The following is a 24,832-nucleotide window of genomic DNA, read 5'->3' as shown; positions in this document are numbered from 1 at the left end:
CATGAGTATTCGGCCGCTGGACGGTGTGCGCGTCCTGGAACTCGGCAATTACATCGCCGCACCCACCGCCGGGCGCATTCTCGGTGACTTCGGCGCCGAGGTGATCAAGGTGGAGCGACCGAAGGTCGGCGACGAACTGCGCAACTGGCGGCTCTACGGCGGCGACACCTCGATGCTGTACCGCACCGTCAACCGGAACAAGAAGTCGATCACCCTCGATCTGCGCACCGAGGCGGGCCGCGATGTGGCGCTCGAGCTGGTGCGGCGCAGCGATGTGCTGCTGGAGAACTTCCGGCCGGGGATGTTGGAGAAGTGGGGGCTCGGGCCGGAGGTTTTGCAGGCGGCCAATCCGCGGCTGGTGCTCACCCGGATCTCCGCGTACGGCCAGACCGGGCCGCTGGCCGAGCGGCCGGGTTTCGCCGCGGTGGCCGAGGCGGTGGGTGGACTGCGCGAGCTGGTGGGCGATCCGGATCGGCCGCCGGTGCGGACCGGGGTGTCCATCGGTGATTCCATCGCGGGTATCTACGCGGCGTTCGGCACCGTGATGGCGCTGTTCCAGCGGGAGCGTGCCGCGGAGCCGATTCCGTTGCGGGAGCGGATCATCGACGTCGCCTTGAACGAGGCGATTCTGTCGGTGATGGAATCGCTGGTGCCCGACTATCTCGCATACGGCATCAAGCGGGAGCGGGTCGGCGGGCGGATGGAGGGTATCGCGCCGAGTAACGCCTACCCCTGCGCCGACGGCACCAGCATCATCATCGGCGGCAACGGCGATGCCATCTTCCAGCGCTATATGGAGGTGATCGGCAGGCCGGACCTGGCGGCCGATCCGGAGCTGAAGGACAATGCGGGCCGCTGGCGCAACCGGGACCTTCTCGATGCCGCGATCGGCGAGTGGACGATTCGGCACCGCCGCGACGAAGCGCTGAAAATCCTGGAGGACGCCGCGATTCCGTGCGGTCCCATTTACACCGCCGCGGATATCGTTTCGGACGAACAGTACAAGGCGCGCAATATGATTCAGCAATTTTCGGTGGATGTCGGTGCGGCGGAACCGAAAACGGTCGGCTTTCCCGGTATCGTTCCGGTGATCGGCGGGCAGTCGCTGCCCATCCGGAATGTCGGACCGGATCTGGGCGAGCACACCCGCGAGGTGCTGGCCGGACTACTCGGTATGAGCGACAACGAGATCGACGCGCTGGAGGCACGATGATCCGCCATCGCAGGGAGCGGCGCAGGCCGGCCGGGCGCAGCGTCTGGGAGGTGCGCGCGCCAGGACATGTGCGTCCCACCGTGCACCCGAATCCGGCCGGTGGCCACGAAAAGCCGTGGGGCGGTGTGATGTGCGTGCCGCCGCAGCCGGGTGACGAGCGGGGCAGGACGCTGGGCCCGGCCAGGGAGGACCGTTGAGCGCGCTGCTGCGGGACGTAACCCTGCGCGACGGACTGCAATTGACCGGCAAGGTGTTGCCGACCGAGCGCAAGGTGCGGCTGGTGCGGCGGCTGCTGGCGCTCGGCGTGCCCGCGTTGGAGATCGGCTCGATGGCGCGGCCCGATCTGGTGCCGCCGATGGCCAACACCATGGAGTTGATCGCCGAACTGACACCCGAAGAGCTGCAACGCTGTTGGGTGTGGGTGGCGACGCCGCGGCACGTCGAGCGGGCGGCCGCGGCCGGTGTGCGCAATTTCCAGTACTGCTTCTCGGTATCGGATGCGCACAACCAGGCCAATATCGGCCGTAGCACCGAGGAGAGCCTGGCCGCCATGCCCGATGCGGTCCGGTTGGCGACGGCCGCGGGCGGCGCGATCCAGCTCTGTCTGGCAACGAGTTTCACCTGCCCGTTCGACGGTCCGGTGGATCCGGAGCGAGTGCTGGCCATTGCCAACGACTCCCGCGCCGACGGGGCGACCGATATCGTGCTCGCCGATACCCTCGGCCAGGCGCATCCGGCGCAGGTCATCGCGCTGGTGACGGCGGTGCGTGAGCGAACGCCGGTGCGGCGCATCGTCTTTCACGGCCACGACACCTGGGGAATGGGTGTCGCGAATACGCTGGCCGCCATCGCGGCGGGTGCGGCGATGGTGGACGGATCGCTCGGCGGTTTGGGCGGCTGCCCGTTCGCGCCGGGAGCGAGCGGCAATACCGCCAGCGAGGACATACTTTTCGCGACCAGGCCGGGCTGGTTTACTCCGAGCACACTCGCCGGGCTCGTCGAGCTCACCGAGGAGCTGCTGCCCGAGCTGGGCGAACCCAACAGGTCGCGGACGGTGGAAGGGGCGCGTTCCAAGGCCGAGGCCTTCGAATGGGTGGTTCGGAATTGAGTATTTCGGTTGCTGGTGGCCTTACTACCTGTTAAGAAGTGCCTGGTGTGACCCAAATCTCACGGTGGCTGAGAGTTAGCTGTGATCAACACGGTGTGACGGGGATGCAAACTTCGGTTGAACTACAGCGGTTTCGGGGTCGAATCCGATAGGGCACTACTGTTCAATTGTCCAGGTCGCCGCTCAGGCTGGTGGCAAATCCTTAGCTATCAGCGTGAGTCGGCCCGGATCCGCACCCGATTCGAGCGTTGCGAATTCGTGATACTCCTTGTGCGTCGGCGTGCACGTTCGACGCCGAACCACTGAAATAGGGGAGTAGCCACATGCAGAAGATCCGTACGTTCGGCCTGGTCGCCGCCGCGGCCGCCGCCATCGTCAGCGCGGGCGCCGGCCTGGCCTCGGCCCAGGGCCTCGAGCTCGCCCCGGCCGCGCCCGCCGCGGTCAGCAACAACCAGGTCGCGGACCCGGCTCCGGCGCCGACCGGCTCGTCCAACTTCGCCACCGGCCTGGCCAAGCTGCTCAGCTCGGGTAGCGGTGGCGTGACGCCGCTGCCGAAGTAATCCGGCAGTCGACCGAACCGAAAGCGCCGATCCCGTCCAACCCTGCAGGGGGATCGGCGCTTTCGCATATTCAGGCCCTGTGTCTAGCGGGATGCGCGCGGCGCCCCGGGGCCGGGATCGATCCGCACCGGCCCGGATGCCGACGGGGTGACCGGGAAGTCGAAGATGGCCGTCGGAATGTACACGGTGGCACAGGAATTCGGGATATCGACGACACCGGAGAGCCGGCCCTCGATCGGTGCGGCGCCGAGCAGCAGGTACGCCTGCTCCCGGCTGTAGCCGAATTTGGTCAGATAGTCGATGGCGTGCAGGCAGGCGCGCTCGAACGACAGTTGTGAATCCAGATAGCGCTGTTCACCGTCGAGCGTCACCGAGGTGCCCGAAAAGGCAAGGTACTCCGTGTAATTCGGGCCTTCGCTACCGGGCATGAAGATCGCGTTCTCGGCGACGCCGTACAGTTCCATCCCGTTCTCGATCAGATCCACCCGCAGATCGATGAATCCGCCCATCTCGATCGCGCCGCAGAAGGTGATCTCGCCGTCGCCCTGGGAGAAGTGCAGATCGCCGACCGAGAGGTTCGCGCCGTCGACGAAGACCGGGTAGAACACGCGGCTGCCACGGGTGAAGTTCTTGATGTCCTGATTGCCGCCGTTCTCGCGCGGCGGCGCCGTGCGTGCCGCCTCGGCGGCGACCCGGTCGTACTCCGGGCCCGCGAGCGCGCCGAGTACGGCGTCGCGCGGTTCGGGCGGCAGCGCCAGCGGCGGCACGCGCAGCGGATCGGTGGCGATCAGCGCCGCCTCGCGCGTATTCCACTTGGCCAGCAACGCTTTCGACGGCGCGGTGCCCATCAGGCCCGGATGGGTGATACCGGTGAACCTGACCCCGGGAATATGCCGCGAGGTCGCGGTGTGGCCGCTGAAATCCCAGATCGCCTTGTATGCGTCCGGGAAATGTTCGGTGAGGAAACCGCCGCCGTTGTCGGTGGGGAAGATGCCGGTATAGCCCCAGCCCTGTCCGGCCAGCGGGCCCGAATCCTCTTGCGGGATGGGGCCGATATCGAGAATGTCGACGACGAGCAGATCGCCGGGGCGCGCGCCCTCGACGGCGAACGGGCCCGACAGGCAGTGCACCGTGCTGAGCGGGGCGTTGAGCACGTCCTCGGCGGAATCGTCGTTGTGGATGGCGCCGTCGAACCACTCGCGCACATGCACCCGGAATTCGGCGCCCGGTTTCACGGTGGCGACGGGCGGGATATCCGGATGCCAGCGGTTGTGGCCGACCAGTTGCTGATCGGTGAACCGCTTGCGTGAGTCGAGCGGGTAGAGCAGTTCCGGCATGATGTGACCTCTTTCCGGATCAGGGTCGAGGGAGCTTGCGGTGCAAGGGGTTACGGGTGACCGTTGCGCTTCGGCCGGCCGGCAGGGAATGGACGACGGCGGGTTCGGTCGCGGTGCGATTGGTGGCCTCCAACAGCCGGCTCGCGGCGGAGCCGGGTTGGATGAGCGCGCCGCCGAAGCAGCGGCGGCTGGCGCCCGCGCACTGCGGGCATGAGGTGACCGCCGGTGCGGCGGCCATGGCGAAGCTGCGCTCGAAGCTGCCGCAGCCGCGGCGGCAGATGAATTGGTAAGTCGGCACTTTGCACCTCAAATATTTTCAAGCGGGTATATTTCGTACGGTGACGATACAAAGCTACGCGCGTCTCCGTGGCGAAACCGCAAGGTGAACTTCGTATTACGAGAGTTCGGCCAGCACACCGAACTCCAGGGCGTCCGCGCCCGCCAGGTACACCGGCTGGGTGGTGTGCGCGCCGCGCACCCGCACTTCGCCGCGCGGGCCGCCGTAGCTGACCCCGGCCGCGCTGCGCTCGATGGTGCGCAGGTCGAGGCTGCGCGCGGTCTCGGCGAGCGAGGCGAACAGCAGCAGCCCCTCGTAACAGGATTCGCCGATATTGTTCAGCGCCGGTGCGGCGGGCCCGAATTCACGCAGGTACCGCGCCCCGAAATCCATCCCGGCGCTGGACACCAGGCTCTCGAAATAGCCGGAGGCGGTGAACAGTCCGCGCGTGCTCGTGGCGCCGCCCGCGTACAGCACGTCCTCGCCGATCATCATGCTCAGGCGCACCCGGCGGTCGTCGAATCCGGCCCTGGCGAAGGCGCGGTTGAAGGCGGCGCAGTCGGCGCCGACCATGAACAGCAGCACGCCCTGCGCCGACGATCCGCCGATCAGGTCGAGCGCGCCGCGGAAATCGCGCCCGCCGAGCGGAAGGAAGATCTCGCCGATCACCTCGAGATCCGCCGTGGTCCGCACGAAATCCTTTGTCACCCGGGCTGTTTCGCGCGGCCAGACATAATCGTTGCCGACCACGCACCAGCGCCGGATCCCGAGTTCGGCGCGCAGCCAGCGCAACGCGGGGAACAGCTGCTGATCGGGTGTCTCGCCCACCATGTACACGCCGTCGGAATCCTCGCCGCCCTCGTAGAAGGTGGTGTACACGTAGGGCACCCGGCCCGCGGTGCGCGGCGTTATCACCTTGCGCGCGTTGGACAGATGCCAGCCGACGACGCCATCGATCGCTCCGGCGCTCACCATTCGATCGATCCGCTCGGCCAGCAGCGGCAGCGGTGCGCCCGCGTCCACCGGATGCAGCCGGACCGGGCGATCGAGTATGCCGCCCGCGGCATTGATGTCATCGATGGCCAGATCGGCGCACGCCTCGCAGGACGGCCCGAACATGCCTGCCGGACCACTCAGCGGCACCACCAGTGCGATATCTACCGTGTCACGAAATCCGAACGGCGCCAACGCTGATCACCACCGTATATTTCCGTCTGAAGCTTTCTCATACGGCGTTGTCGATATAGTGCTGAGGTGGACGATAGCATCGCGCTCGAAGACTTGGCGCGACTGGTGCGCCGGGCGTCACAGGAATTGGACAAGGCGATCGCGACCTGCCTCGGCGAAACCTCGGTCGGCCGTTGGCATGTGCTGTCCGCGGTCGCCGACGGATCCGGTCGCTCGATGTCACAGCTCACCGAGGCCACACTGCTGGTCGGCGCCAGTTTGACCAGGTTGATCGACGCGATGATCTCCGACAACCTGGTGCACCGCAAGGTCGACGACACCGACCGCCGCCGGGTTCTGGTCTTCCCGACCCGCCGCGGACTGCTCACCTATCAGGTGATGAATACGGCCATCGCGGAAAGTGGGCTGGACGCGTTGGCCGCCGATCGGGGCCGATTGGCGCGGGCGCTGGACGGCTTCATCGAGCGATTGCACGCCGCCGAACCGGTGCCGGCCAAGTAGAGGTACCGGCTCCACTTAGGGGACATCCCCGATGGCGCGGCCGGACAATCGTCTACACACTGGACACCATGACTTCGCAAGCTTTGGGTTCCGGCACCGCTGTGTCGGTGCCGACCGGCGCCGCCGCGAGCGCCATCGACCTCGGCAAGGTCTACGGTTCCGGCGACACCCGGGTGACGGCCCTGGACGGAGTGTCCACCGAGTTCGCGAAGGGAGAGTTCACGGCGATCATGGGTCCGTCCGGATCCGGCAAGTCGACCCTGATGCACTGCTTGGCCGGGCTCGACAGCGCCAGCTCCGGAATCGTGCGGATCGGTGACACCGACCTGACCAACCTCTCCGACAAACAGATGACCCGTCTGCGCAGGGACCGAATCGGCTTCGTCTTCCAGGCATTCAACCTGGTGCCGACGCTCACCGCGCTGGAGAACATCACGCTGCCGCTGGATATCGCGGGCCGCAAACCCGATCAGGACTGGCTCGACACCGTGCTCAAGCGGCTCGGGCTCACCGACCGGCTCACCCACCGGCCCAGCGAACTGTCCGGCGGCCAACAGCAGCGGGTGGCCTGCGCCCGCGCGCTCGCGGGCAAACCCGAGATCATCTTCGGCGATGAACCCACCGGCAACCTCGATTCGCGCGCCTCGGAGGAGGTGCTGAACATCCTGCGGGCCGCCGTCGACGAATTCGAGCAGACCGTGGTGATCGTCACGCACGAGCCGCACGCCGCGGGCTTCGCCGACCGGGTGATATTCCTCGCCGACGGACGCATCGTCGACGAAATGCGCGACCCGACCTCCGATACCGTGCTGGACCGGATGAAATCGCTGGAGCAGGCGTAATGGCCGACCCCATGCGCAAGGTCGCGCTGCGCAACCTTGCCGCGCACAAGCTGCGCCTCGCGCTCACGCTGCTCTCCGTCATCCTCGGCACCGCGTTCATCGCGGGATCCTTCGTCTTCACCGACACGCTGCAGAGCACCTTCAACGGCATCTTCTCCAGTCAGATCAAGGGCGTCGACATTCGGGTCAGCTCGGAAGAGCAGATGTCACAGGGTGTTCCGGTCGGCGCGGTCGATCTCGTCTCCGGCGTCAGCGGTGTGCGCACGGTCGCGCCGCGGGTCAGCGGGCCGCTGATCCTGCTCGACAAGAGCGGTCGTCCGGTGCAGACCGGCGGTGCGCCGAGCTGGGGCCAGTCCTACCTGCCGCCGGAGCGGGCCGTCGCGGAACCGGAGCGGATCGTCGAGGGCGTCGCGCCGACGCACGACGGTGAGATCGCCATCAACGCCAGCGGTGCGCAGCGCGCCGGGCTGAAGGTCGGCGACAAGGCCAAAATCGTTGTCCCACAACAATCGCGGGATAACAGTATGCTCGAGCTCACGGTCACCGGGATCTATCGGGTCTCCTCCGACACCGGTGGAATCATCGGGCTGCTGTTCGACGACGCGCAGGCGCGGTCGCTGTTCACCGATCCGTATCACGTGCAGTTCATCGATGTCGCCGTCGCACCGGGGGCGAAGGTGGACCAGGTGCGCGATCAGATCGCGAAACAGTTGCCCGGCTTCAAGGTTCAGGACGCCGCCCAGTTGCGCGCCGATCTGGAGGCACAGATCGGCAAGACGCTGAAGTTCGTCAACTACTTCCTGTTCGCCTTCGGCGCCATCGCGCTCGTGGTCGGCACCTTCATCATCTACAACACCTTCTCGATGATCGTCGCGCAGCGATTGCGCGAGCTGGCGCTGCTGCGGGCGGTCGGCGCGAGCAGGGCGCAGGTGGGCGTCTCGGTGGTCGCCGAGGCGTTCGTCATCGGATTACTCGGCAGCGCAATAGGTCTCGGTGCGGGCGTCGCCCTCTCGTTCGGACTTTCCGGACTGCTCAACGCGTTCGACGTCGGCCTGCCGACCGGGACGATGTCGCTGCAGCCGCGCACCGTGCTGGTCTCGATCGGGCTCGGCGTGCTGGTGACGGTGCTCAGCGCGTACGCGCCCGCGCGCCGGGCCGCCCGGATCCCACCGGTCGAGGCGATGCGCGAGGAATTCGCATCGATCGGTGAATCGCTGCGGCTGCGAACCGTATTCGGCACGGTGCTGGCGGTGGCGGGCACCGTCGTCGCGTACATCGGTGCGCAGTCCACGGGCGACAGTGCCGCGAAGACCGTCGGAATCGGCGCTGGGGCACTGATTTTGGCCGTACTGCTGGTCTCGCCCGCGCTGTCCCGGCCCATCGTCGGCTCGCTGGGCACGCTCAGCAGACTGTTCGGGCCGATCGGCCGGATCGCCCGCAACAATGCCGTGCGCAATAGACGCCGAACGGCCGCAACGGCTTTCGCGCTGACACTGGGTCTGATGCTGGTTTCGGCGATCGGCATGCTCGGCGCTTCGGCCAAGGCGAGCATCGGCGCGCTGGTGGACAAGGGTGTCAAGGCCGAATACATACTGACCGGACCTCCCAGCAGCTTCCTCGGCATCCCGGTGACCACCGGTGACGCGGCGAAATCCGTTCCCGGCGTTCGCGATGTGGTCGCGATGCGGGGCACGAACCTGAAGGTGGGCAACGACGCGCTGATCGCCACCTCCGCCGACGGACCGCTGGACGCGGTGCTGAACTACGAGATCGCGCAGGGCTCGAAGACACTCGGCGACACCGATGTGTTGGTCTCGCAGGCCGAGGCCGCCGAGCGGAATTGGCATGTGGGACAACAGGTTCAGCTCACCACGCTGAACGTCGGGCTGAACAGTAAAGAGCCGGAGAAGATTTCGCTGACGGTGTCCGGGATATACAAGGATACCCAGCTGCTCGGCAGGCTGGTGGTGCCCGCGACCGTCTACGACCGGGTGACGCCGGAGAAATTCCGCAGCGACTTCATCGTGCTCGTCACCGCGAAACCCGGCGCGGATATGGCCGCGCTGCGCGCCGGTCTGGAGAAGGCGACCGACCCGCTGCGCATCGTGCAGGTGCAGGATCACGAGCAGTTCAAGGGAACTCAGGGCCAGCAGATCAACACCATGCTCGCCATCCTCTACGGTCTGCTCGCGCTGGCCGTCGTGATCGCGATCCTCGGCATCGTGAACACCCTGGCGCTGTCGGTGGTCGAGCGGCGCAGGGAGATCGGGATGCTGCGCGCCGTCGGCATGCAGCGCGTGCAGGTGCGCAGGACCATTTACCTGGAATCGGTGTTGATTTCGATCTTCGGTGCGGTGGTCGGTGTCGTGCTCGGGCTCGGCCTCGGCGTCGGATTCCTGCGCACGCTGCGGGATCTGGGGCTGGACCAGATCTCGGTGCCGTGGACGCAACTGGTGCTGATGCTGCTGGCGTCCGGTGTGGTCGGAGTGCTCGCGGCGCTGTGGCCCGGTATCCGGGCGGCCAGGACGCCACCGCTGGCGGCGATCGCCGATCTGTGAACGGGGTTGCGCCGACCTGAGAACGGTTGCGGAATCATCAAGACCGTTCCCGCCGGGCCGGTTCGGGTCTACGGTGGACAGGGTTCGGAAGCGGCGGTGGTGCGGGGGAGGTGTCGGTGGCGGCGGATGTGATCGGCAAGTACGCCAGGGTGACGGCGGCTATCAAGCCGGGTCATCTCGGTGAGGTCGTGATCGAGGTGCGTGCGGGGACCGAGCGGTTCCTGGCGCGCGCCGCCGACAGTGAAGCCGTCATTCCCAAGCACGCCCAGGTTCTCGTGGTTGGGAGCCTGGGTGGACGCACCGTCGAAGTGGTAACCGTCTAACAGAAGGTGCACAGTGGACGTCCTCATCGGGGTCGTTGTCGGGATCGTCATCGCGATCCTCGTGGTGCTTTTCATACTGTTCCGGGTGGCCTGGCGGGTCGCGGAACCTGATGAGGCACTGATCATTTCGGGTTTCCGGGCCGGGCGCGGCGCAGCCGACGCCGGCGATCAGATGGGTTTCCGCATCGTCACCGGCCGGGGCACGCTGGTCGCCCCCGGTCTGACCAAGGTGCGCCGGATCTCGTTGGAGGCGCACGAAAGTCAGATCACCGTGCCGTGTGTGAGCCAGCAGAAGATCAACCTCGCGCTCACCGGTGTGGTGATGTACAAGGTCGGTGACGACTACCGGTCCATCGCCAACGCGGCGCGGCGATTCCTGGACCGTCCGGCCCAGGAGCTGGAGACCAAGGTGCAGAACGTCTTCGTCGGCCACCTGCGCGCCATCGCCGGTTCGATGACCGTCGAGGACATGATCAGCGATCAGGACAAATTCTCCGAGCAGGTGCGCGACCGCTGCTCCGGTGAGATGGAATCCTTCGGGCTGGTGATCGACAGCTTCCAGATCCAGTCCATCGCCAGCGAATCGAATTACATTGCCAACCTGGCGATTCCGCATCAGGCCGAGGTCGAGCAGCGGGCCAGGATCGCCAGGGCCAACGCCGAGCGCGACGCCATCGCACAGGAACAGGCGGCGCAGGCGCAGATCGCGCTGGCCCGCCGCGACACCGAGATCAAGAAGGCGGGCTATCAGGCCGAGGTCGACCAGGCCACCCAGAAGGCCGCGCAGCAGGGGCCGCTGGCCCAGGCCACCGCGCGGCAGGAGGTGGTCGAGGTGGAGACCAGGGTCGCGCAGTTGCAGGCGCAGCAGACCGAACAGCAGCTGCAGGTCGATATCCGCAAGCCCGCCGACGCCGAGGCCTACCGGCAGACCACCCTGGCCACCGCGGCCCGCGACGCGCACATCCATCAGGCCGAGGCGCAGGCGCAGGAGACCAGGCTGCGCGCGGAAGCCGCTGCGGCACAGACGAAATTGGCGGCAGAGGCGGAGGCCGAGGCGGTCCGGGTGCGGGCATCGGCGCAGGCGGAGGCCACCAGGCTGAACGGTCAGGCCGAGGCCGACGCGATCAAGGCGAGGGGCCTGGCCGAGGCCGACGCGGTGCGGGCGCGGATGGAGGCCGAGGCGGCCGGTATCCGGCAGCGGGCCGAGGCGATGAGCCAGAACCAGGAGGCGGTGATCGCCCAGCAGGTGGCCGAGCGGCTGCCGGAGATCGTGGCCGCCGCGGCCGCGCCGTTCGAACACGTCGGCCAGTTCACCGTTTTGAACGGTGCGCAGGGCGTCACCTCGGCACTGGCCGAGATCATTCAGCAGGCCGGTGCGCTCACCGGTCTGGCCAGGGAGTCGCTGCTGCCCGCGATCAAGCAGACCGCCGAGGTCGCGGAGACCAACGGGCACGTCGCCGACGGGCTCACGGAGTAGCGCCGTTGGCCCATGCGGTGATATCGCCGCGATCGAGGGCCAGGGCGAGCAGCTCGGGAAAGCGGTCCGGGGTGCAGGCGAAGGCGGGTACGCCGAGTGCGGCCAAGGCGGCGGCATTGTCGTGGTCGAACGACGGCGCGCCCTCATCGGAGAGGGCGAGCAGCACGACGACCCGCACCCCGGACTCCTTCATGGCGTTGATCCTGCGCAGCATCTCGTCCCGGATACCGCCCTCGTACAGGTCGGAGATCAGCACGAACAGCGTGTCGTTCGGTTTGGTGATCAGCGACCCGCAATAGGCGATGGCGCGGTTGATATCGGTGCCGCCGCCGAGCTGCGTGCCGAACAGCACGTCGACCGGATCGGCGAGTTGTTCGGTGAGATCGACGATTTCGGTATCGAAGACGACCAGCGAGGTGCGCAGCGAGCGCATCGACGCCAGCACCGCGCCGAACACCGCCGCGTACACCACGCTGGCCGCCATGGAGCCGGACTGGTCGATGGCCAGCACCACCTCGCGGCGCACCGCCTGGGCCTTGCGGCCGTAGCCGACCAGCTTCTCCGGCACCACCGTGCGATGTTCGGGCAGATAGTTGGCCAGGTTGCGGCGGATGGTGCGGTCCCAGTCGATATCCCGGTGCCGCGGGCGGGTGCTGCGGGCGGCGCGGCGCAGCGCGCCGGACACCGCGGCGACGGTATGCGCGGCGATGCGTCGCTCGATATCGCGCACCACCTTCTCGACCACCGTGCGGGCGGTGGCCTTGGTGGTTTCCGGCATCACCCGGTTGAGGCTCAGCAGGGTGCCGACGAGGTGCACATCCGGTTCGACGGCCGCGAGCAGTTCGGGTTCGAGCAGCAGCTGGGTCAAGTTCAGCCGGTCGACCGCGTCGCGCTGCATCACCTCGACCACCGTCGACGGGAAATAATTGCGAATATCGCCGAGCCAGCGGGCGACTCGCGGCGCGGAACCGCCGAGGCCGCCGCCGCGCGCACCCGCGGCCTGGTCGTCGGCGGTGTTGTAGAGGGCCGAGAGCGCGCGATCCATACCGGCGTCGTCGGAATCGCCCGAGCCGCCGAGGCCGCCGAGTTCCGGCTCCGCGGCCGCGCCGAGCACCAAACGCCAACGCCGGAGGTGACTTTCCTCGGTCATGCGGAAACTCCGAGTATTTCGGCGGCGGTGCGGATGGCCGCGATGCCGCGATTGATATCGTATTCGTCGGTGAGGGTCGTTGGTGCTGAACCACTCTCGGTGACGGCCTGGCCGATGGCCCGGCGCTCACCCGATTCGAATTCGCCGAAGGTGCGGCGCAGCAGCGGCAACACCTCGATGAACTGCTCCTCCCGCAGGCCGCGCAGCCAGGAGTCGATGAGGCGCAACAACTCTCGGTCGTGCACCAGCAGCAATCCGCGGCCGCCGAGGAAGCCGTCGATCCAGGCCGCCTTGGCCGCCGGGATATTGCCCACCGAGAGGGCGGCGGAAAGCCTTCTCGCGGAATCGGTTCCGTCGATCAGCCCGGCGTCGCACAGCAGCCGGACCGCGCGGCCGGCCAACGCGCCGTGCACCTCGGCGCGGTCGGCGATGCGGCGCAGCGCGGCCAGCCATTCGCCGGTGGCCCACGCGTCGTCGCGGGTGTGAATCGCGATGTGCGCCTGGTCGATCAGCGAGCGCAGCTGGGTCGCCGCCTCGGTGTCGAGGCCGCTGACCGCGCCGGGCAGACCCGCGCACACCCGCACCAGCAGACCGTCGGCGACGTGCGCGAGCGCCTTGGTGTCGGTGCCGCGGACATCCCCGTAGCGCAGCGTCCTGATCAGGGCGGGCAGCGCTGCGAGCAGGTGGGTGACGTCGTGATCAAGGGCCGCAACGGATTCCAGCCGTGCGATCAGACCGTCGGTGGCGCCGCCGAGGTCGGCGAGCAGCGCCAGTTCCAGCGCGGCCGTCAACTCGCCGACCGTGCTGCCCGCTCGGCCCGCGAGATCGAGAATCTTCGCCTCGGCGGCGGTCCGGATGGTGGTGCCCCAGCGGGAGGCCTCGATGATGGCGACGGCGAACTCCGGCCGCCACCGCAGCGTCCACGTCTCCCGGAAGGTGCCGGTGCTGCGCACCTCGCTGGAAGCCGGTGTGCCCCAATCGATGCCGAGTAGCCGGAGCCGGTGCAGCAGCCGCGATTTGGCGACCTCGCGCTCCCTGCGCAGATCGAGATCGACGGTGCGGGCCTGCGGCTCCTGTTTGAGCCGCAGCGTGCGGATGCTCGCGCGCAGATCGGCGTCGAGCGGAACCGTCGGCGCGTTCTCGGGGACGCTGCCCAGCGCCTCGCCCACCACGAGTTCGGCGGCCACCCAGTGCACGACGGTTTCGTCGCCGCCGCACATCACCGCGCGCACCGCCTCGGTGACCTCGGCGAGCCCGGCCACCGGCCGATTCCGCATGGCCGCCAAAGTGTCGGCGAGCCTTACTGATTCGATGATGTGCGCGCTGGACACCGGCAGATCGTGTGCGCGGAGCACACCCGCCACCCTGGTGAGCCAGCGGGTGATCGGCTGCTCTGTCTCGGTGAACAGATGGTGGTACCAGCCGGGCGAGTCGATGCCCGCACCGTAGCCGGAGGTGGTGGCCAGCCGGGAATGCGTCCACGGCACCCAGGTGAGCGCCGCCTTGGTTTTCGGAAGTCCCTTGAGCAGGCGGGTATCGGGTGCGGCGGGGCCGAGTTTGCCCTGTTCGCCCGTGAGCGCCGGTGCGTGCCATGCGCCGCAGACAACGGCCAGGCGCTGTGCGCCGCTCTTCAAGGCTTTGCGCATGGTCTGGCGCATATAGGCCTCGCGGCGCAGCGTATGTGCATCGATCCGGATTACCTCGGGCGCAAGGGGATTCGCGTCGGGTTCGTCGATCGCGGTTGCCGCGGCGACCGAATCCGGATCCTCCGGTGCGGCGACCGGCCGCTCGAATTCCGCCGGATGCGTCATCGGTACGAACTCGCCCCGTTCGGCCGCCTCGCGCAGTGCGCCCATGGCCTCGGTAATGGCCTCGAAAGCCGTTGCGTCAGCGGATGATTCGACAACCGCATCCCACCAGCGCTCGGCGTCGTCGTATCCGGCGGCCGCGGCCAATTCGGCGAGTGGATCGATGCCGTCGCCGGGTTCGTCGTTCAGCGCAAGTACCGCACTGGCTGGCAGATCGCAGAAGTGCACGGGCACAACGTTTTCCACCGCGTAGCACAGCGCCTGCCACTCTGGCGAGAACACCGCGAACGGCCAGAACGCCGACCGCGCGGGCGCATCCGGCGCGTAGGCCAGCAGCGCGACCGGCGGCATCATGCCGTCGGCGGCCACATAGGCGACGAGCGGATCGGCATCGGCCGGTCCCTCGATCAAAATCGTGTCGGGCCGGAACTGCGCCAGCGCCAACCGCAACGACCGCGCCGAGCCGGGACCATGGTGCCGGATGCCGAATATCCGCGTGACCGCGCCGCCAGGCGTCTCCTGTGCCATGGCGGTCAGCCCGTCACCTCGCGGCATGCCCGGTAGAAATCGGCCCAGTCCGGGCGTTCTCGGACAACGGCTTCCAGATACTCCGTCCATACCACGGCGTCGGCGACCGGGTCCTTGATCACCGATCCGAGCACCGCGCCCGCGATATCGGAGGCGCGCAGGATTCCGTCGCCGAAGTGGGTGGACAGGGCGATGCCGTTGGTGAGTACGGAGATCGCCTCGGCGGTGGACAGGGTGCCCGAGGGAGATTTGAGTTTGGTGCGGCCGTCGGCCGTTGCGCCGGAGCGTAATTCGCGGAAGACCCGCACGACGCGGCGGACCTCCTCGGCCGCGGCGGGTATGGGCGGCAGTTCGAGTGCGGCGCCGAGTTGGGCGACTCGGCGGGTGACGATCTCGACCTCTTCGTCCTCGCTGGCGGGCAGCGGCAGCACCACGGTGTTGAAGCGGCGGCACAGCGCGGACGACAGTTCGTTGACGCCGCGATCGCGGTCGTTGGCGGTGGCGATCACATTGAAACCCTTGGCGGCCTGCACCTCGGCGCCGAGTTCCGGGATGGGCAGCGTCTTTTCGGACAGCACGGTGATCAGCGCGTCCTGCACGTCGGACGGAATGCGGGTGAGCTCCTCGATCCGGGCGATGCCGCCGGTGCGCATGGCGGTGAGCACCGGTGACGGCACCAGCGCGCCGTCGCTCGGACCCTCGGCGAGCAGCCTGGCGTAGTTCCAACCGTAGCGGATCGATTCCTCCGCGGTGCCCGACGTGCCCTGTACGAGCAGTGCCGAGGTGCCGCAGATGGCGGCCGAAAGATGTTCCGACACCCAGGTTTTCGCGGTGCCGGGGACACCGAGCAGCAGTAGCGCCCGGTCGGTGGCCAGGGTGGCGACCGCCACCTCCATGAGGCGGCGCGGGCCGACATACTTCGGGGTGATGACGGTGCCGTCGTCCAGGGTGCCGCCGAGCAGATAGGTGACCACCGCCCATGGCGAGAGCCGCCACGAGGGCGGGCGCGGGCGATCGTCGACGGCGGCGAGCGCCGCGAGTTCGGCGGTATCGGACTGTTCGGCGTGCGGACGCAACAGGCCCGCAGGGGATTCGGTACTCATCGCAACTCCTCGAGCATCACTGAGCGTTGGTTGATGGCGGTGGCGAGCTGGTCGAAGGCGCGCTGCCAGCTGTCGTCCGCGCAGCGGCGGGCCACGACGGCGACCGCGCTCGCGGCGGTGAACGGGAAGTGGACGGCCGCGGCGGCGAGCAGCGAGCGGTGCGCGGCCGGTCCGGCGCCGTAGGCGCCCGGCCTGCGCGCCGCGGCCCGCGCCCGCTCGAACAGCAGCAGGATCAGGTGCTGCGCAAGCGGATCCGGCCAGGGATGGCCCATCGCGGGCAGCAGCGCCTCCAGCTCCGACAGCCATGAGCCGTCCAGCCGGAGCAGGCGCTGGGTCCGGTCCGCGGCGGGCAGCAGCGCGAAGAGTTCGCGGCGGCGCAGCATCGCCATATCGGAGGGGACACCGGCGTCGAAGAGCGCACCTGCCCAAGCCGAATCCTGTTGGGAGAGTGCGGCATCCACCCAGCCATCGAGTATCGGTTGGCGGAATCGGTTGGGCATCTTCGCGGTGACGGCCTCGCGCGGACCGCCGAAGACCTGCCGCCAGTGCCGCAGCGGCGTCGCCGCCATCAGCTGCCGCAGCCAGCCCGCGGCGGGATCGGGTGCGCCGTCCCAGCGGTAGGCGAATTCGACCGGGCGGTCGTGGATTCCGTCGCGGCGGGCGGCGTCGTCGAGGGTGTCGGGCAGTTCGACCGTGAGCCGGTGCTCCGCGCCGAGCCGGTGCGCAACGATGGCGATTCGGTGCTCGTGCGGGCTCGGCACCCAGGCCAGCGCCCGCTCGACCATCCGGCGGGCGAACGCCGAATCCGGTAGCAGCGCAAGTAATCCGGCCGCGGTGCGGCGGACGTCGGCGCGCCGGTCGTCGAGCGCGGTCTCCAGCAGCGGTTCGTCGGCGGCCGAGATGCCTTCGGCCAGTACGGCGAGCAGTTCCGCCTTCACCGGTCCGGATTCCTTCGGCCATGCCTCGGTCAGCACGGCGAGCGCGGATTCGGGTTCGGCGGCCCGCAGGCGCGTCAGCCAGGAGATGCGCTCGGGCGGCTGGCCGAACCGCCAGATTTCGTCGGATGGTGTTTCGGGGCGCAGCAGAGTTCGCCATTCCGGATGCTGTGCGGCCAGCCAGCGCCCGCGTTCGCCCGCCAGCCGCAGCAGCGGCTCGCGCGAATCCGCGCTGGTGCGCGCGTATTCGAGCAGTTGGCCGCATAATTCGTCGGGTGCGCGATAGTCGTACGGCTCGGCGGCCGCGAACCATTCCGGCAGGAACGGTGATCGGTCCCGCAGCATGTTCCCGAGCCGGGCGGCGGCATCGTCGGGCAGCCTGCGCCGGTGGTCCTCGGCCGCGGGTTCCGGGATCGGCGTGCTGCGGGTGGATATCCCGCCGCGCGCGAAAAGCCCGTCGAGCGCGGCGGTTTCGAGCAGCCGCAGTGCCGGGTCCGCGGTGAGTCCGGCGGCGGCCTCGGCCACCGGTGCGGCCAGTTGGCCGGCGTCCACGTTGCGGCGTGCGGTGCCGAGCAGCGCGGCCGAAGTCAGGGCCGCAGCGGTAAGGCCTTGGGCCGCAGCCGGATTCGGGATGGTCCTGCCCACCGGATCGGTCCGGTCCAGCACGATCACTTCGCCTGCGGTGAATACCGAGATCGGCGCCAGACCGTCGGCGGTCCACTCACCCGCCAGCGTCACCGGATATCCGCCCGCGATGCCGAGCAACCGCCACGGCTCGTCGAGTACCGCGAGCGGCAGCGCTGTGCCATCGGATTCGGCTACGTACCAAGTGTTTTCGTGTCGCACGGGAGTAACCGCGGTGAGCAGCACCGGCCAGGACCGCAGCCACGGATCGGCGCCGAGCGCCCGGGCGTGCTCGGTCAGCGCGGCCGCGATGGAACCGTCGTCGACCGGCAGGGTGGTGAACGGTTGAGCCGCGGCATGACCGGTGCCCCACAGCGCCCGCAGCGGCGCCGCGCCCGGATAGAAGTGCACGTCGGCGTCGGCGAGCAGTCCGGGGACGGGTACCTCGGCGGCGAAGTTCGGCGTGCCGAACGAATGGTCGACCAGCAGCGCCCAGCGCCGAGTCCGGCGGCCGTACAACCAGATTCGGCGGGTGTAGAGCCGGTCCTCCTCGGTGACCCGGCGGCCGAGCACCTGCCAGTGGTCGCGCACCGGGGGTTCGTCGCGCACCGTCTCCGCATGCGTCGGATAGCCGATATGGCCGCGCACGCTGGCCTGTAGCGCGGGATCCAGCTCGTCGAGCCGCCGGTGCGCGGCGGCGAGCAGATGCAGTCTGGCGAATTCGCGCAGCATGAGTTCCGGCCATTCGGCCCTGGTCATCGCGGTCGCGGGCAGTTGGCGCAGCGCCGAGGCGATGCCCGGCGCCTGCGCGTCGACCATGCGTGCGGCGATCGCCTCGAAGGCTTGGAAAGAACGGTCGGTTTGTCCGAGTCCGGTGCGCACCTGATCGCCGAGCCAGATATCCAGCTCCTCCAGACCCGCGCCGACCCGCACCCGCCGCTGCGCCGCCGTCGCCGGATTCGCGGTGCGCGCAACGGTTTCCGTGCCCGCCGCCGCCTTGGCCGCCCGCGCGGCCAGCCATTCGGCCGCGAAACCCGGCGGCTCGCCCGCCGTGCCGACCTTCCCCTCCGCCCAGTCGAACAACAGCGAAAGCGCGTGCTTACACGGGATTTTCCGGCTCGGGCAGGTGCACTTGTACGCGGGCCCCGACAGGTCGACGACGGTTCGATACGGTTCGGCACCGCTGCCGCGGCACAGCCCCCACAGCGCACCGTCGCCACATCCGGTGTCCCGCCAGCGGCCCGCGAGCTTTCTGGCGGCGGATACCGAGCTCGCATCGGGGGCGAGCGCCTCGACCCCGGCGACGGTCCATCGCTCTGCCATCCGCTCGCTCTCCGCTCTCCGAAATTCCCGTTGCCGAATTTCTACCCCGGGCCACTGACATCCTCCGTGCTAGCCCGGGCTTTCGCGCGGAAATCGCTGCGCGGACGCCGGATTCGATGACCGAAGCATCTTGCGGTGAGGCTTCCAATTCTGGCATTCTGTCCTGTTCGGCTCGTCCGAGCCACCCGGATCGGGTGTTACACCAACGAACTGCCCGCCGGGGTTGGCGAGGGGTGGACATCGAGCGCGGCCCCCGGTCGCTCGATGGCCAAATACCATCCCCGCGGGCAGCTTCGGCGGGCAAGTGGGCGAATCCGACGCGATCGGGTAGCGTTTCGCACAGCTTTCGACAAACTACACCGCGTACGGGGGCTGGAGGACGTGCTGCGGTCGGCCGCTGTAGGGGGTTCGCTGATGCGCACGGACGCACGGGCCACCGAGGATATTCAAGGCGTGGGTACGCAACGTTTGACCGAGGTGGTGGCCCGGCGGCTCGCGGACGATCCGAGTGTCACCGCGGAGGTCGCGAAGGCCGTGCTGCGCGCGCTCGGCGGCGCCGAGTCAGGCGATCAGACAACGGAATTCGATGGCACCGGAATTTTCCTGGAGGCGATCCGGGTGCGCGGCTTCCGCGGCATCGGCCGGGAGGCGACGCTGCGGTTGAATCCGGGCCCGGGCCTGACGCTGGTGGTCGGCCGCAACGGCAGCGGCAAATCCAGTTTCGCCGAAGCCGCCGAACTCGCGCTGACCGGTGGGAACCGCCGCTGGGACGGCCGCTCCGCCGCATGGCGGGAGGGCTGGCGCAACCTGCACGACGGCGATGCCACCCGGATCGAACTGGAACTGCTCGCCACCGGCCCGGCGCCGCGGCTGACCATCGCCAAGGAGTGGCGGCCCGACGCCGACCTGACCGATGCGCACTGGACCGAACAGCGCCCGCCCGCCGCGCCGACCGCGTTCGCGGTGGACCGCTGGGCCACCCGGCTCGAGCTGTACCGGCCGTTCCTGTCCTACAGCGAATTGGGCGCGCTGGTCGATGGTAAGCCGAGCGATCTGTTCGACGCACTGCATCAGCTGCTCGGCCTCGACGAGCTGACGGCGGCGCAGGAGCGGATTCGCGCCCGCCGCCTGGAATTGGAACGCGCGGTACGTGATTCGCGTCAGGAACGACTGGAACTGCTCGACGTGCTCGGTGCGGTGGCCGACGACCGCGCGGTGCGGATGGCCGCGCTGCTGCGCCCGGCGCAACCCGATCTGTCCGCCATCCATCGCGAAATGCACGGCGGCGCGGACGATCCCGTCGGATCCGCCGGACTGCGCGCCATCGTCCGGCTCGCGCTGCCGAGCGGGGCCGAGGTGGACGCGGTCGCGGAGCGAATCGAGCAGTACGGCAAGGTGATCGCCCGCGACTCCACCGCGAGCGCCGAAGCCGACCTGCGGGTGCTGGAATTGCTCAGGCAGGCTCGGGAACATGTTGCGGTGGTGGGGGATTGCGCATGCCCGGTATGCGGCGCACGCACCCTGGACCATGCGTGGGCCCGCGAAACCGACGCCGCCATAGCGGCTTTGAGCACCCGCGTGCAGACCCTGCGCGCCGCGCGCGACGAACTGGACCGCGCGGTGCGCGCCGCCCGCGCACTGCCCAATCACGTTCCGCCGGAACTGGATTTCGATCCGGCCAACCCGCCGACCGTCGACACCGACGCGGTGCGCCGGGCCTGGACCGAATGGGCCGCGCTCACCAGCGCCGACTACACCCCCGACCTGCCCGAGCGCCTGCGGCAGGCGCACGCCCGCCTCGTCGACGAACTCGACCTGCTGCAGCAGGGCACCCGCAAGGAGCTGGACCGGCTGGACGAGGTGTGGTCGCCGCTGGTGCCACGCCTGGTGACCTGGCTGGACGGGGCGCGCGCGGTGGCCGTCAACGCGGGCGAGCTGCGCACCGTGCGCCGCGCCGAGGATTGGCTCAAGGCCGCGACGGCCGGTCTGCGCGGCGAGCGGATGGCGCCGCTGGAGACCACCGCCCGCTGGGTCTGGCATACGCTGCGGCAGCAGAGCAATGTCGAACTCGGCGCTATTCGCTTGCAGGGCAACGCCGGAACCGCGCGCCGGGTACTGCTCGACGTCACCGTCGACGAGGTGGACGGCGCCGCGCTGGGCGTGATGAGCCAGGGCGAACTGCACGCGCTCGGGCTCTCGCTGTTCCTGCCGCGGGCCACCGTCGAGGAGAGCCCGTTCCGGTTCGTCATGATCGACGATCCGGTGCAGGCAATGGATCCGGCGAAGGTCGACGGCCTGGCCAGGGTGCTCGCGACGGTGGCGTGGACCCGACAGGTGGTGGTGTTCACCCACGACGAGCGCCTGGCCGAGGCGGTGCGCCGGATGCAGTTGGACGCGACGGTGCTGGAGGTGCAGCGGCGCGAGCGTTCGGTCGTTGAGGTGCGGGTATCCAGTGATCCGGTGCGCCGCTATCTGGACGACGCCCGCTCACTGGTCCGCACCCCGCAGCTCCCGCCGAGGATCGCCGACGAACTCGTCGCCACCTGTTGCCGCTCCGCCGTCGAGGCGGCCAGTCTGGCCAGGGCACGCCGAAATCTGTTGTCCGGCGGGATGGATCACCGCGCGGTCGAACGGCATATCGAGGCGGCGCAGACCACCCGTGCCATGGTCGCGCTCGCGGTGATGGGCGTCGGCGCGCGGGTCGACGATTTGAACAAGCATCTCGCCGCGCGTGAGGGCCGCTGGGTGGTCGACGCGCTGCGCGATGCCACCGCCGGTGCGCACGTGCCGATCGGGCGCGGTATGCGGGATCTGATCGCCGACACCGAGAAATTCGTGGCCTGGTTGGCAAAATGACGGAGGACCGAAGACGCGGGGACGGTCGGCGTCGCAAGCCGAAAGATGGTCGTCGCCAACAAATTTCGGCGCGCCGCGAACTCGAGCGGGAGTTGGCCGAGCGCCCGTCGGTCGGCGCGCGGCTCGATGCGGTGGACCGGCTGCTCGCCGGCACGGTGACCGATGCGGGCGGCCTGTGGTCGCGCGCCACCGCGTGGATTCTGCGGCTCGCGCTGGAACAGGCGGTCGACGAGCTGTGGCTGCGGGTAGCTCCCGAACTGGTGCGCTGCCCGATGCGCGCGCAACTGCTGGCGCTGCGCTTCTTCGCGGGTGCGGAGGCGGCCGCGCAGGTGGCCACGGTGTGGGCGGCCCTGTCGCGGGCCGCCCACCACCATGACTACGAACTCGCCCCGAGCGTCACCGAGTTACGCCGCTGGCGTGAGCAAACCGCCCGCATCGCAACCGATCTGGCTGGCGTCAGAACATCGACAACAGGCTGATGATGCTGCTGAGCATGGAAAAACCGCTGGCAGCGGCCGATGACCCCGTGCTGAGAATGTTGAGGATATTGAGCAACTTCATGACTGGCTCCTTCGACGGGGTGGTTGGAACCTGCACGTTCATTTCGTGATTCGGTGTGCGAGGCCATCCGGATCGGAGCCGAGGGTTTGCTGAGAGAGGATGGGGGTATGGATATGTGTCCGTGCCGACGAGGTGAGCGATTCGACGAGTGCTGCGGCCCGATCCTGGCGGGCGAGCGCGACGCGCCGACCGCCGAGGCGCTGATGCGTTCGCGCTACACGGCTTTCGCGGTCGGTGACGCCGAATATCTGAAGCGGTCCTGGCATCCACGGACCCGCCCGCGCGAACTCACCCTGGACCCGGGTCAGCGTTGGCTGTTCCTCGAGATCGTGCGCACCGAACGCGGTGGCCCCTTCGACGACGCGGGCACCGTCGAATTCGTCGCGCACTACCGCTCGGGCGGCGGGCGCGGCGAACTCCACGAGACCAGCCGCTTCGTTCGGGTCGACGGCGCGTGGACGTATCTCGACGGCGCGATCGAGGCATAGGTAGCGTTGCCGACCATGCCACGTGTCGCGATCGAATACTGCACCCAGTGCCGCTGGCTGCTGCGCGCCGGTTGGATGGCGCAGGAGCTGCTGAGCACCTTCGGCACCGAACTCGGCGAGGTGGCGCTGATTCCCGGCTCCGGCGGTGTGTTCCGGATCACCGTCGACGGCGAACAGGTGTGGGAGCGCAAGGCCGACGGCGGCTTTCCGGATATCGCGGTGCTCAAGCAACGGGTGCGCGATCGGGTCGCGCCGGAGCGTGATCTCGGACACACCGACAGGCGCGCCGACAAGGCTGTACCCGGCGACTGAGGCAAATCGCTCGGCACCGGCTTGCACGAGGGACGTACCCTCGAAGAACAGCTCATCGATGACCGCACCGACCAGTAGCAAACCGGCAGCCATCGACGATCTGTCGGTAGGAGGGTTGCGGGATATGAGTGCGCAGATCGAATTCGATCCGACCTGGGAGACGCGCGAGATCGCGCCCGTCGCGCGAACGATATACGGACAGGTCCGCGGCTCATGGGACGGCCGCGTCGCGGTCTGGCGCAGCATCCCCTACGCCGCGCCGCCATCGGGCCCGCATCGCTTCCGCAGGCCGCGCCCGCCGGTCGGCTGGGACGGTGTCCGCGACTGCCTCGAATTCGGCGATATCGCGCCGCAGACCGTCGGCAATATGGTGCCGCTCGACTCCGGGCTGCGGGTCGGCGAGGACTGCCTGTGGGTGAACGTCTGGTCGCCGGAGCCGACGGGCGACGGCGAGCCGCGTCCGGTGCTGGTGTGGTTGCACGGCGGCGCGTACTGCCTCGGCACCGCGGCACAGGGCATCTACGACGGGCGCAGGCTCGCCGAAGCCGGTGATGTCGTGGTGGTCGGGGTCAACTACCGGCTGGGCGCGCTCGGCTTTCTCGACCTGTCATCGCTCGGACCGGAATTCGTGCCGAACCTGGGCCTGCACGATCAGCTCGCGGCACTGGAATGGGTGCGCGACAACATCTCCGCGTTCGGCGGCGATCCGGGCAATGTCACCATATTCGGCGAATCCTCCGGAGCGGGTTGTGTCACAACGCTTTTGACCTCGCCGCAGGCCGCAGGCCTGTTCCACCGGGCGATCGCGCAGAGCCCGCCCGCCACCACCGTCTTCGGCCGGGAGCGGGCAGCCGTTGTGGCGCAACGCTTTCTGGAACTGCTCGAGCTGCCCGCCGAACGCACCGATGAGCTGCTCACCTGCCCGATCGAACGCATCACCGACGCCGCGGGCATCCTGCTCGACGAGGTGCCGCTGCGCGAACCGGGCAGGCTGGCCGCCGCGCCGGTGGTGGACGGCGATCTGGTGCCCGACTATCCGATCGACCGCTTCCAACACGGCCGTTCGCACCGGGTGCCGCTGATCATCGGCACCAACCGGGACGAGGCCTCGCTGTTCCGGCTGTTCCGCTCGCCGATCATGCCGGTGACGCCGGACGCGGTGAACGCCATGCTGCGCGATATCGAGGCGGGCCACCCCGATCTGCCGCATGAGCGGATCGCCGAAATCACTTCCGCCTACCCGGATCTCGACAAGACCAGGGGCGCACTGGCGATGTCGACCGACGCCGCGTTCCGGATGCCGTCGCACTGGGTCGCCGACGCGCACGCCCGCCACTCGCCCACCTGGATGTACCGCTTCGACCACGCGACGCCGATGCTGCGCGCGGCCCGGGTCGGCGCCGGACACGCCACCGAATTGCCTTATGTCTTCGGCAATTTCGGCACCTTCAACCACGACCCGACCTTCTGGTTGGGCGGGCGCAAGGTGGCCATGGAGGTGTCCGGCCGAATGATGCGGCGCTGGTTGGCCTTCGCCACCCACGGTGTCCCCGCCGCGCTCGACGGCTCGAAACACTGGCCGCCGTACCGCCCGGCCACCCGTACCACCATGCTCATCGACACAGTCGACCGCGTCATCGACAACCCGGACCGCGATATGCACACGGCCTGGGGCGAACAGGCCGTCGGCTTCAGCTGATCCGGACTAGGCCCTGTGTCGAAGTCCGGCCGGATGCGCCGGATGGGACTTCGACACAGGG

21 protein-coding genes are annotated in these 24,832 nt (G+C 68.7%); 15 read left to right on the top strand and 6 right to left on the bottom strand.

The window, feature by feature from the left end:
• The first annotated feature begins 1 nt into the window (after position 1).
• The 4 genes from F5544_RS37590 to F5544_RS37575 all read left to right on the top strand — a co-directional run bounded on the left by F5544_RS37590 (position 2) and on the right by F5544_RS37575 (position 2,881).
• The gene (locus F5544_RS37590; protein WP_167477558.1) at positions 2 to 1,213 is read left to right on the top strand and encodes a CaiB/BaiF CoA transferase family protein; all 1,212 of its coding nucleotides are present in this window, start codon (positions 2 to 4) and stop codon (positions 1,211 to 1,213) included.
• Positions 1,210 to 1,410, top strand: coding sequence for a hypothetical protein (locus F5544_RS37585; protein ID WP_167477557.1), 201 nt, complete (start codon positions 1,210 to 1,212; stop codon positions 1,408 to 1,410). Before F5544_RS37590 ends, F5544_RS37585 begins: the two co-directional genes overlap by 4 nt.
• Positions 1,407 to 2,321, top strand: a complete 915-nt coding sequence (locus F5544_RS37580) for a hydroxymethylglutaryl-CoA lyase (RefSeq protein ID WP_167477556.1) — start codon at positions 1,407 to 1,409, stop codon at positions 2,319 to 2,321. The genes F5544_RS37585 and F5544_RS37580 overlap by 4 nt, the downstream gene beginning before the upstream one ends.
• Before the next feature lie 323 nt (positions 2,322 to 2,644).
• Complete coding sequence (locus tag F5544_RS37575; protein WP_167477555.1) at positions 2,645 to 2,881, top strand: hypothetical protein; 237 nt, start codon at positions 2,645 to 2,647, stop codon at positions 2,879 to 2,881.
• A gap of 83 nt (positions 2,882 to 2,964) precedes the next feature.
• Here F5544_RS37575 and fmdA read toward each other — a convergent pair whose 3' ends face one another.
• Positions 2,965 to 4,218, bottom strand: coding sequence for a formamidase (gene fmdA, locus F5544_RS37570; protein WP_167477554.1), 1,254 nt, complete (start codon positions 4,216 to 4,218; stop codon positions 2,965 to 2,967).
• Positions 4,219 to 4,274: 56 nt separating this feature from the next.
• On the opposite strand from fmdA, the gene F5544_RS37565 reads away from it, so the two are divergent.
• The gene (locus tag F5544_RS37565) at positions 4,275 to 4,508 is read left to right on the top strand and encodes a hypothetical protein (RefSeq protein WP_167477553.1); all 234 of its coding nucleotides are present in this window, start codon (positions 4,275 to 4,277) and stop codon (positions 4,506 to 4,508) included.
• A 104-nt stretch (positions 4,509 to 4,612) separates the two neighbouring features.
• On the opposite strand, the gene F5544_RS37560 is transcribed toward F5544_RS37565, so the two are convergent.
• The gene (locus F5544_RS37560) at positions 4,613 to 5,683 is read right to left on the bottom strand and encodes a substrate-binding domain-containing protein (protein ID WP_238846867.1); all 1,071 of its coding nucleotides are present in this window, start codon (positions 5,681 to 5,683) and stop codon (positions 4,613 to 4,615) included.
• Positions 5,684 to 5,749: 66 nt separating this feature from the next.
• Here F5544_RS37560 and F5544_RS37555 point away from each other — a divergent pair, with 66 nt between their 5' ends.
• From F5544_RS37555 to F5544_RS47210, 5 genes are all read left to right on the top strand, one after another.
• On the top strand, positions 5,750 to 6,184 hold the full coding sequence (locus F5544_RS37555) for a MarR family winged helix-turn-helix transcriptional regulator (RefSeq protein WP_167477552.1): 435 nt from the start codon (positions 5,750 to 5,752) through the stop codon (positions 6,182 to 6,184).
• A gap of 68 nt (positions 6,185 to 6,252) precedes the next feature.
• Positions 6,253 to 7,026, top strand: coding sequence for an ABC transporter ATP-binding protein (locus tag F5544_RS37550; RefSeq protein WP_167477551.1), 774 nt, complete (start codon positions 6,253 to 6,255; stop codon positions 7,024 to 7,026).
• Positions 7,026 to 9,584 (top strand): ABC transporter permease, encoded by a 2,559-nt coding sequence (locus F5544_RS37545; protein ID WP_238846866.1) that lies wholly within the window; start codon positions 7,026 to 7,028, stop codon positions 9,582 to 9,584. Before F5544_RS37550 ends, F5544_RS37545 begins: the two co-directional genes overlap by 1 nt.
• A gap of 116 nt (positions 9,585 to 9,700) precedes the next feature.
• Positions 9,701 to 9,907: a hypothetical protein gene (locus F5544_RS37540; protein WP_167477550.1), complete on the top strand. Its 207-nt coding sequence runs from the start codon at positions 9,701 to 9,703 to the stop codon at positions 9,905 to 9,907.
• 13 nt (positions 9,908 to 9,920) lie between these two features.
• Positions 9,921 to 11,384 (top strand): SPFH domain-containing protein, encoded by a 1,464-nt coding sequence (locus F5544_RS47210; protein WP_167477549.1) that lies wholly within the window; start codon positions 9,921 to 9,923, stop codon positions 11,382 to 11,384.
• On the opposite strand, the gene F5544_RS37530 is transcribed toward F5544_RS47210, so the two are convergent.
• Genes F5544_RS37530 through F5544_RS37515 form a run of 4 tightly spaced genes read right to left on the bottom strand, consistent with a single transcriptional unit; the run spans position 11,374 to position 18,855 of the window.
• Positions 11,374 to 12,534 carry a VWA domain-containing protein gene (locus F5544_RS37530; protein ID WP_167477548.1) on the bottom strand — a complete coding sequence of 387 codons (1,161 nt, stop codon included), beginning with the start codon at positions 12,532 to 12,534 and terminating at the stop codon, positions 11,374 to 11,376. The two genes, F5544_RS47210 and F5544_RS37530, sit on opposite strands and share 11 nt — an antisense overlap.
• The gene (locus F5544_RS37525) at positions 12,531 to 14,897 is read right to left on the bottom strand and encodes a DUF5682 family protein (protein WP_238846865.1); all 2,367 of its coding nucleotides are present in this window, start codon (positions 14,895 to 14,897) and stop codon (positions 12,531 to 12,533) included. The genes F5544_RS37530 and F5544_RS37525 overlap by 4 nt, the downstream gene beginning before the upstream one ends.
• The gene (locus tag F5544_RS37520; RefSeq protein ID WP_167477547.1) at positions 14,876 to 15,973 is read right to left on the bottom strand and encodes an ATP-binding protein; all 1,098 of its coding nucleotides are present in this window, start codon (positions 15,971 to 15,973) and stop codon (positions 14,876 to 14,878) included. The genes F5544_RS37525 and F5544_RS37520 overlap by 22 nt, the downstream gene beginning before the upstream one ends.
• A complete protein-coding gene (locus tag F5544_RS37515) occupies positions 15,970 to 18,855 on the bottom strand; it encodes an SWIM zinc finger family protein (RefSeq protein ID WP_167477546.1) in 2,886 nt (961 codons plus the stop codon). The genes F5544_RS37520 and F5544_RS37515 overlap by 4 nt, the downstream gene beginning before the upstream one ends.
• A 453-nt stretch (positions 18,856 to 19,308) precedes the next feature.
• Here F5544_RS37515 and F5544_RS37510 point away from each other — a divergent pair, with 453 nt between their 5' ends.
• From F5544_RS37510 to F5544_RS37490, 5 genes are all read left to right on the top strand, one after another.
• Positions 19,309 to 21,711 carry an AAA family ATPase gene (locus tag F5544_RS37510; RefSeq protein WP_238846864.1) on the top strand — a complete coding sequence of 801 codons (2,403 nt, stop codon included), beginning with the start codon at positions 19,309 to 19,311 and terminating at the stop codon, positions 21,709 to 21,711.
• Positions 21,708 to 22,190 (top strand): hypothetical protein, encoded by a 483-nt coding sequence (locus F5544_RS37505; protein WP_238846863.1) that lies wholly within the window; start codon positions 21,708 to 21,710, stop codon positions 22,188 to 22,190. Before F5544_RS37510 ends, F5544_RS37505 begins: the two co-directional genes overlap by 4 nt.
• A 195-nt stretch (positions 22,191 to 22,385) precedes the next feature.
• Positions 22,386 to 22,760, top strand: a complete 375-nt coding sequence (locus F5544_RS37500) for a YchJ family protein (protein ID WP_167479747.1) — start codon at positions 22,386 to 22,388, stop codon at positions 22,758 to 22,760.
• A gap of 15 nt (positions 22,761 to 22,775) precedes the next feature.
• Entirely contained in the window at positions 22,776 to 23,072 is a 297-nt protein-coding gene (locus F5544_RS37495; protein ID WP_167477544.1) for a SelT/SelW/SelH family protein, read from the top strand.
• Between the two features lie 124 nt (positions 23,073 to 23,196).
• Positions 23,197 to 24,771 (top strand): carboxylesterase/lipase family protein, encoded by a 1,575-nt coding sequence (locus F5544_RS37490; RefSeq protein WP_167477543.1) that lies wholly within the window; start codon positions 23,197 to 23,199, stop codon positions 24,769 to 24,771.
• The last annotated feature ends 61 nt before the right edge of the window (positions 24,772 to 24,832 follow it).

The sequence above is a fragment of the Nocardia arthritidis genome (genome assembly GCF_011801145.1).
Classification (GTDB): domain Bacteria; phylum Actinomycetota; class Actinomycetes; order Mycobacteriales; family Mycobacteriaceae; genus Nocardia; species Nocardia arthritidis_A.
The sequence above is the reverse complement of the archived record's forward strand: the minus strand, read 5'-3'. Positions and strand labels throughout refer to the sequence as shown.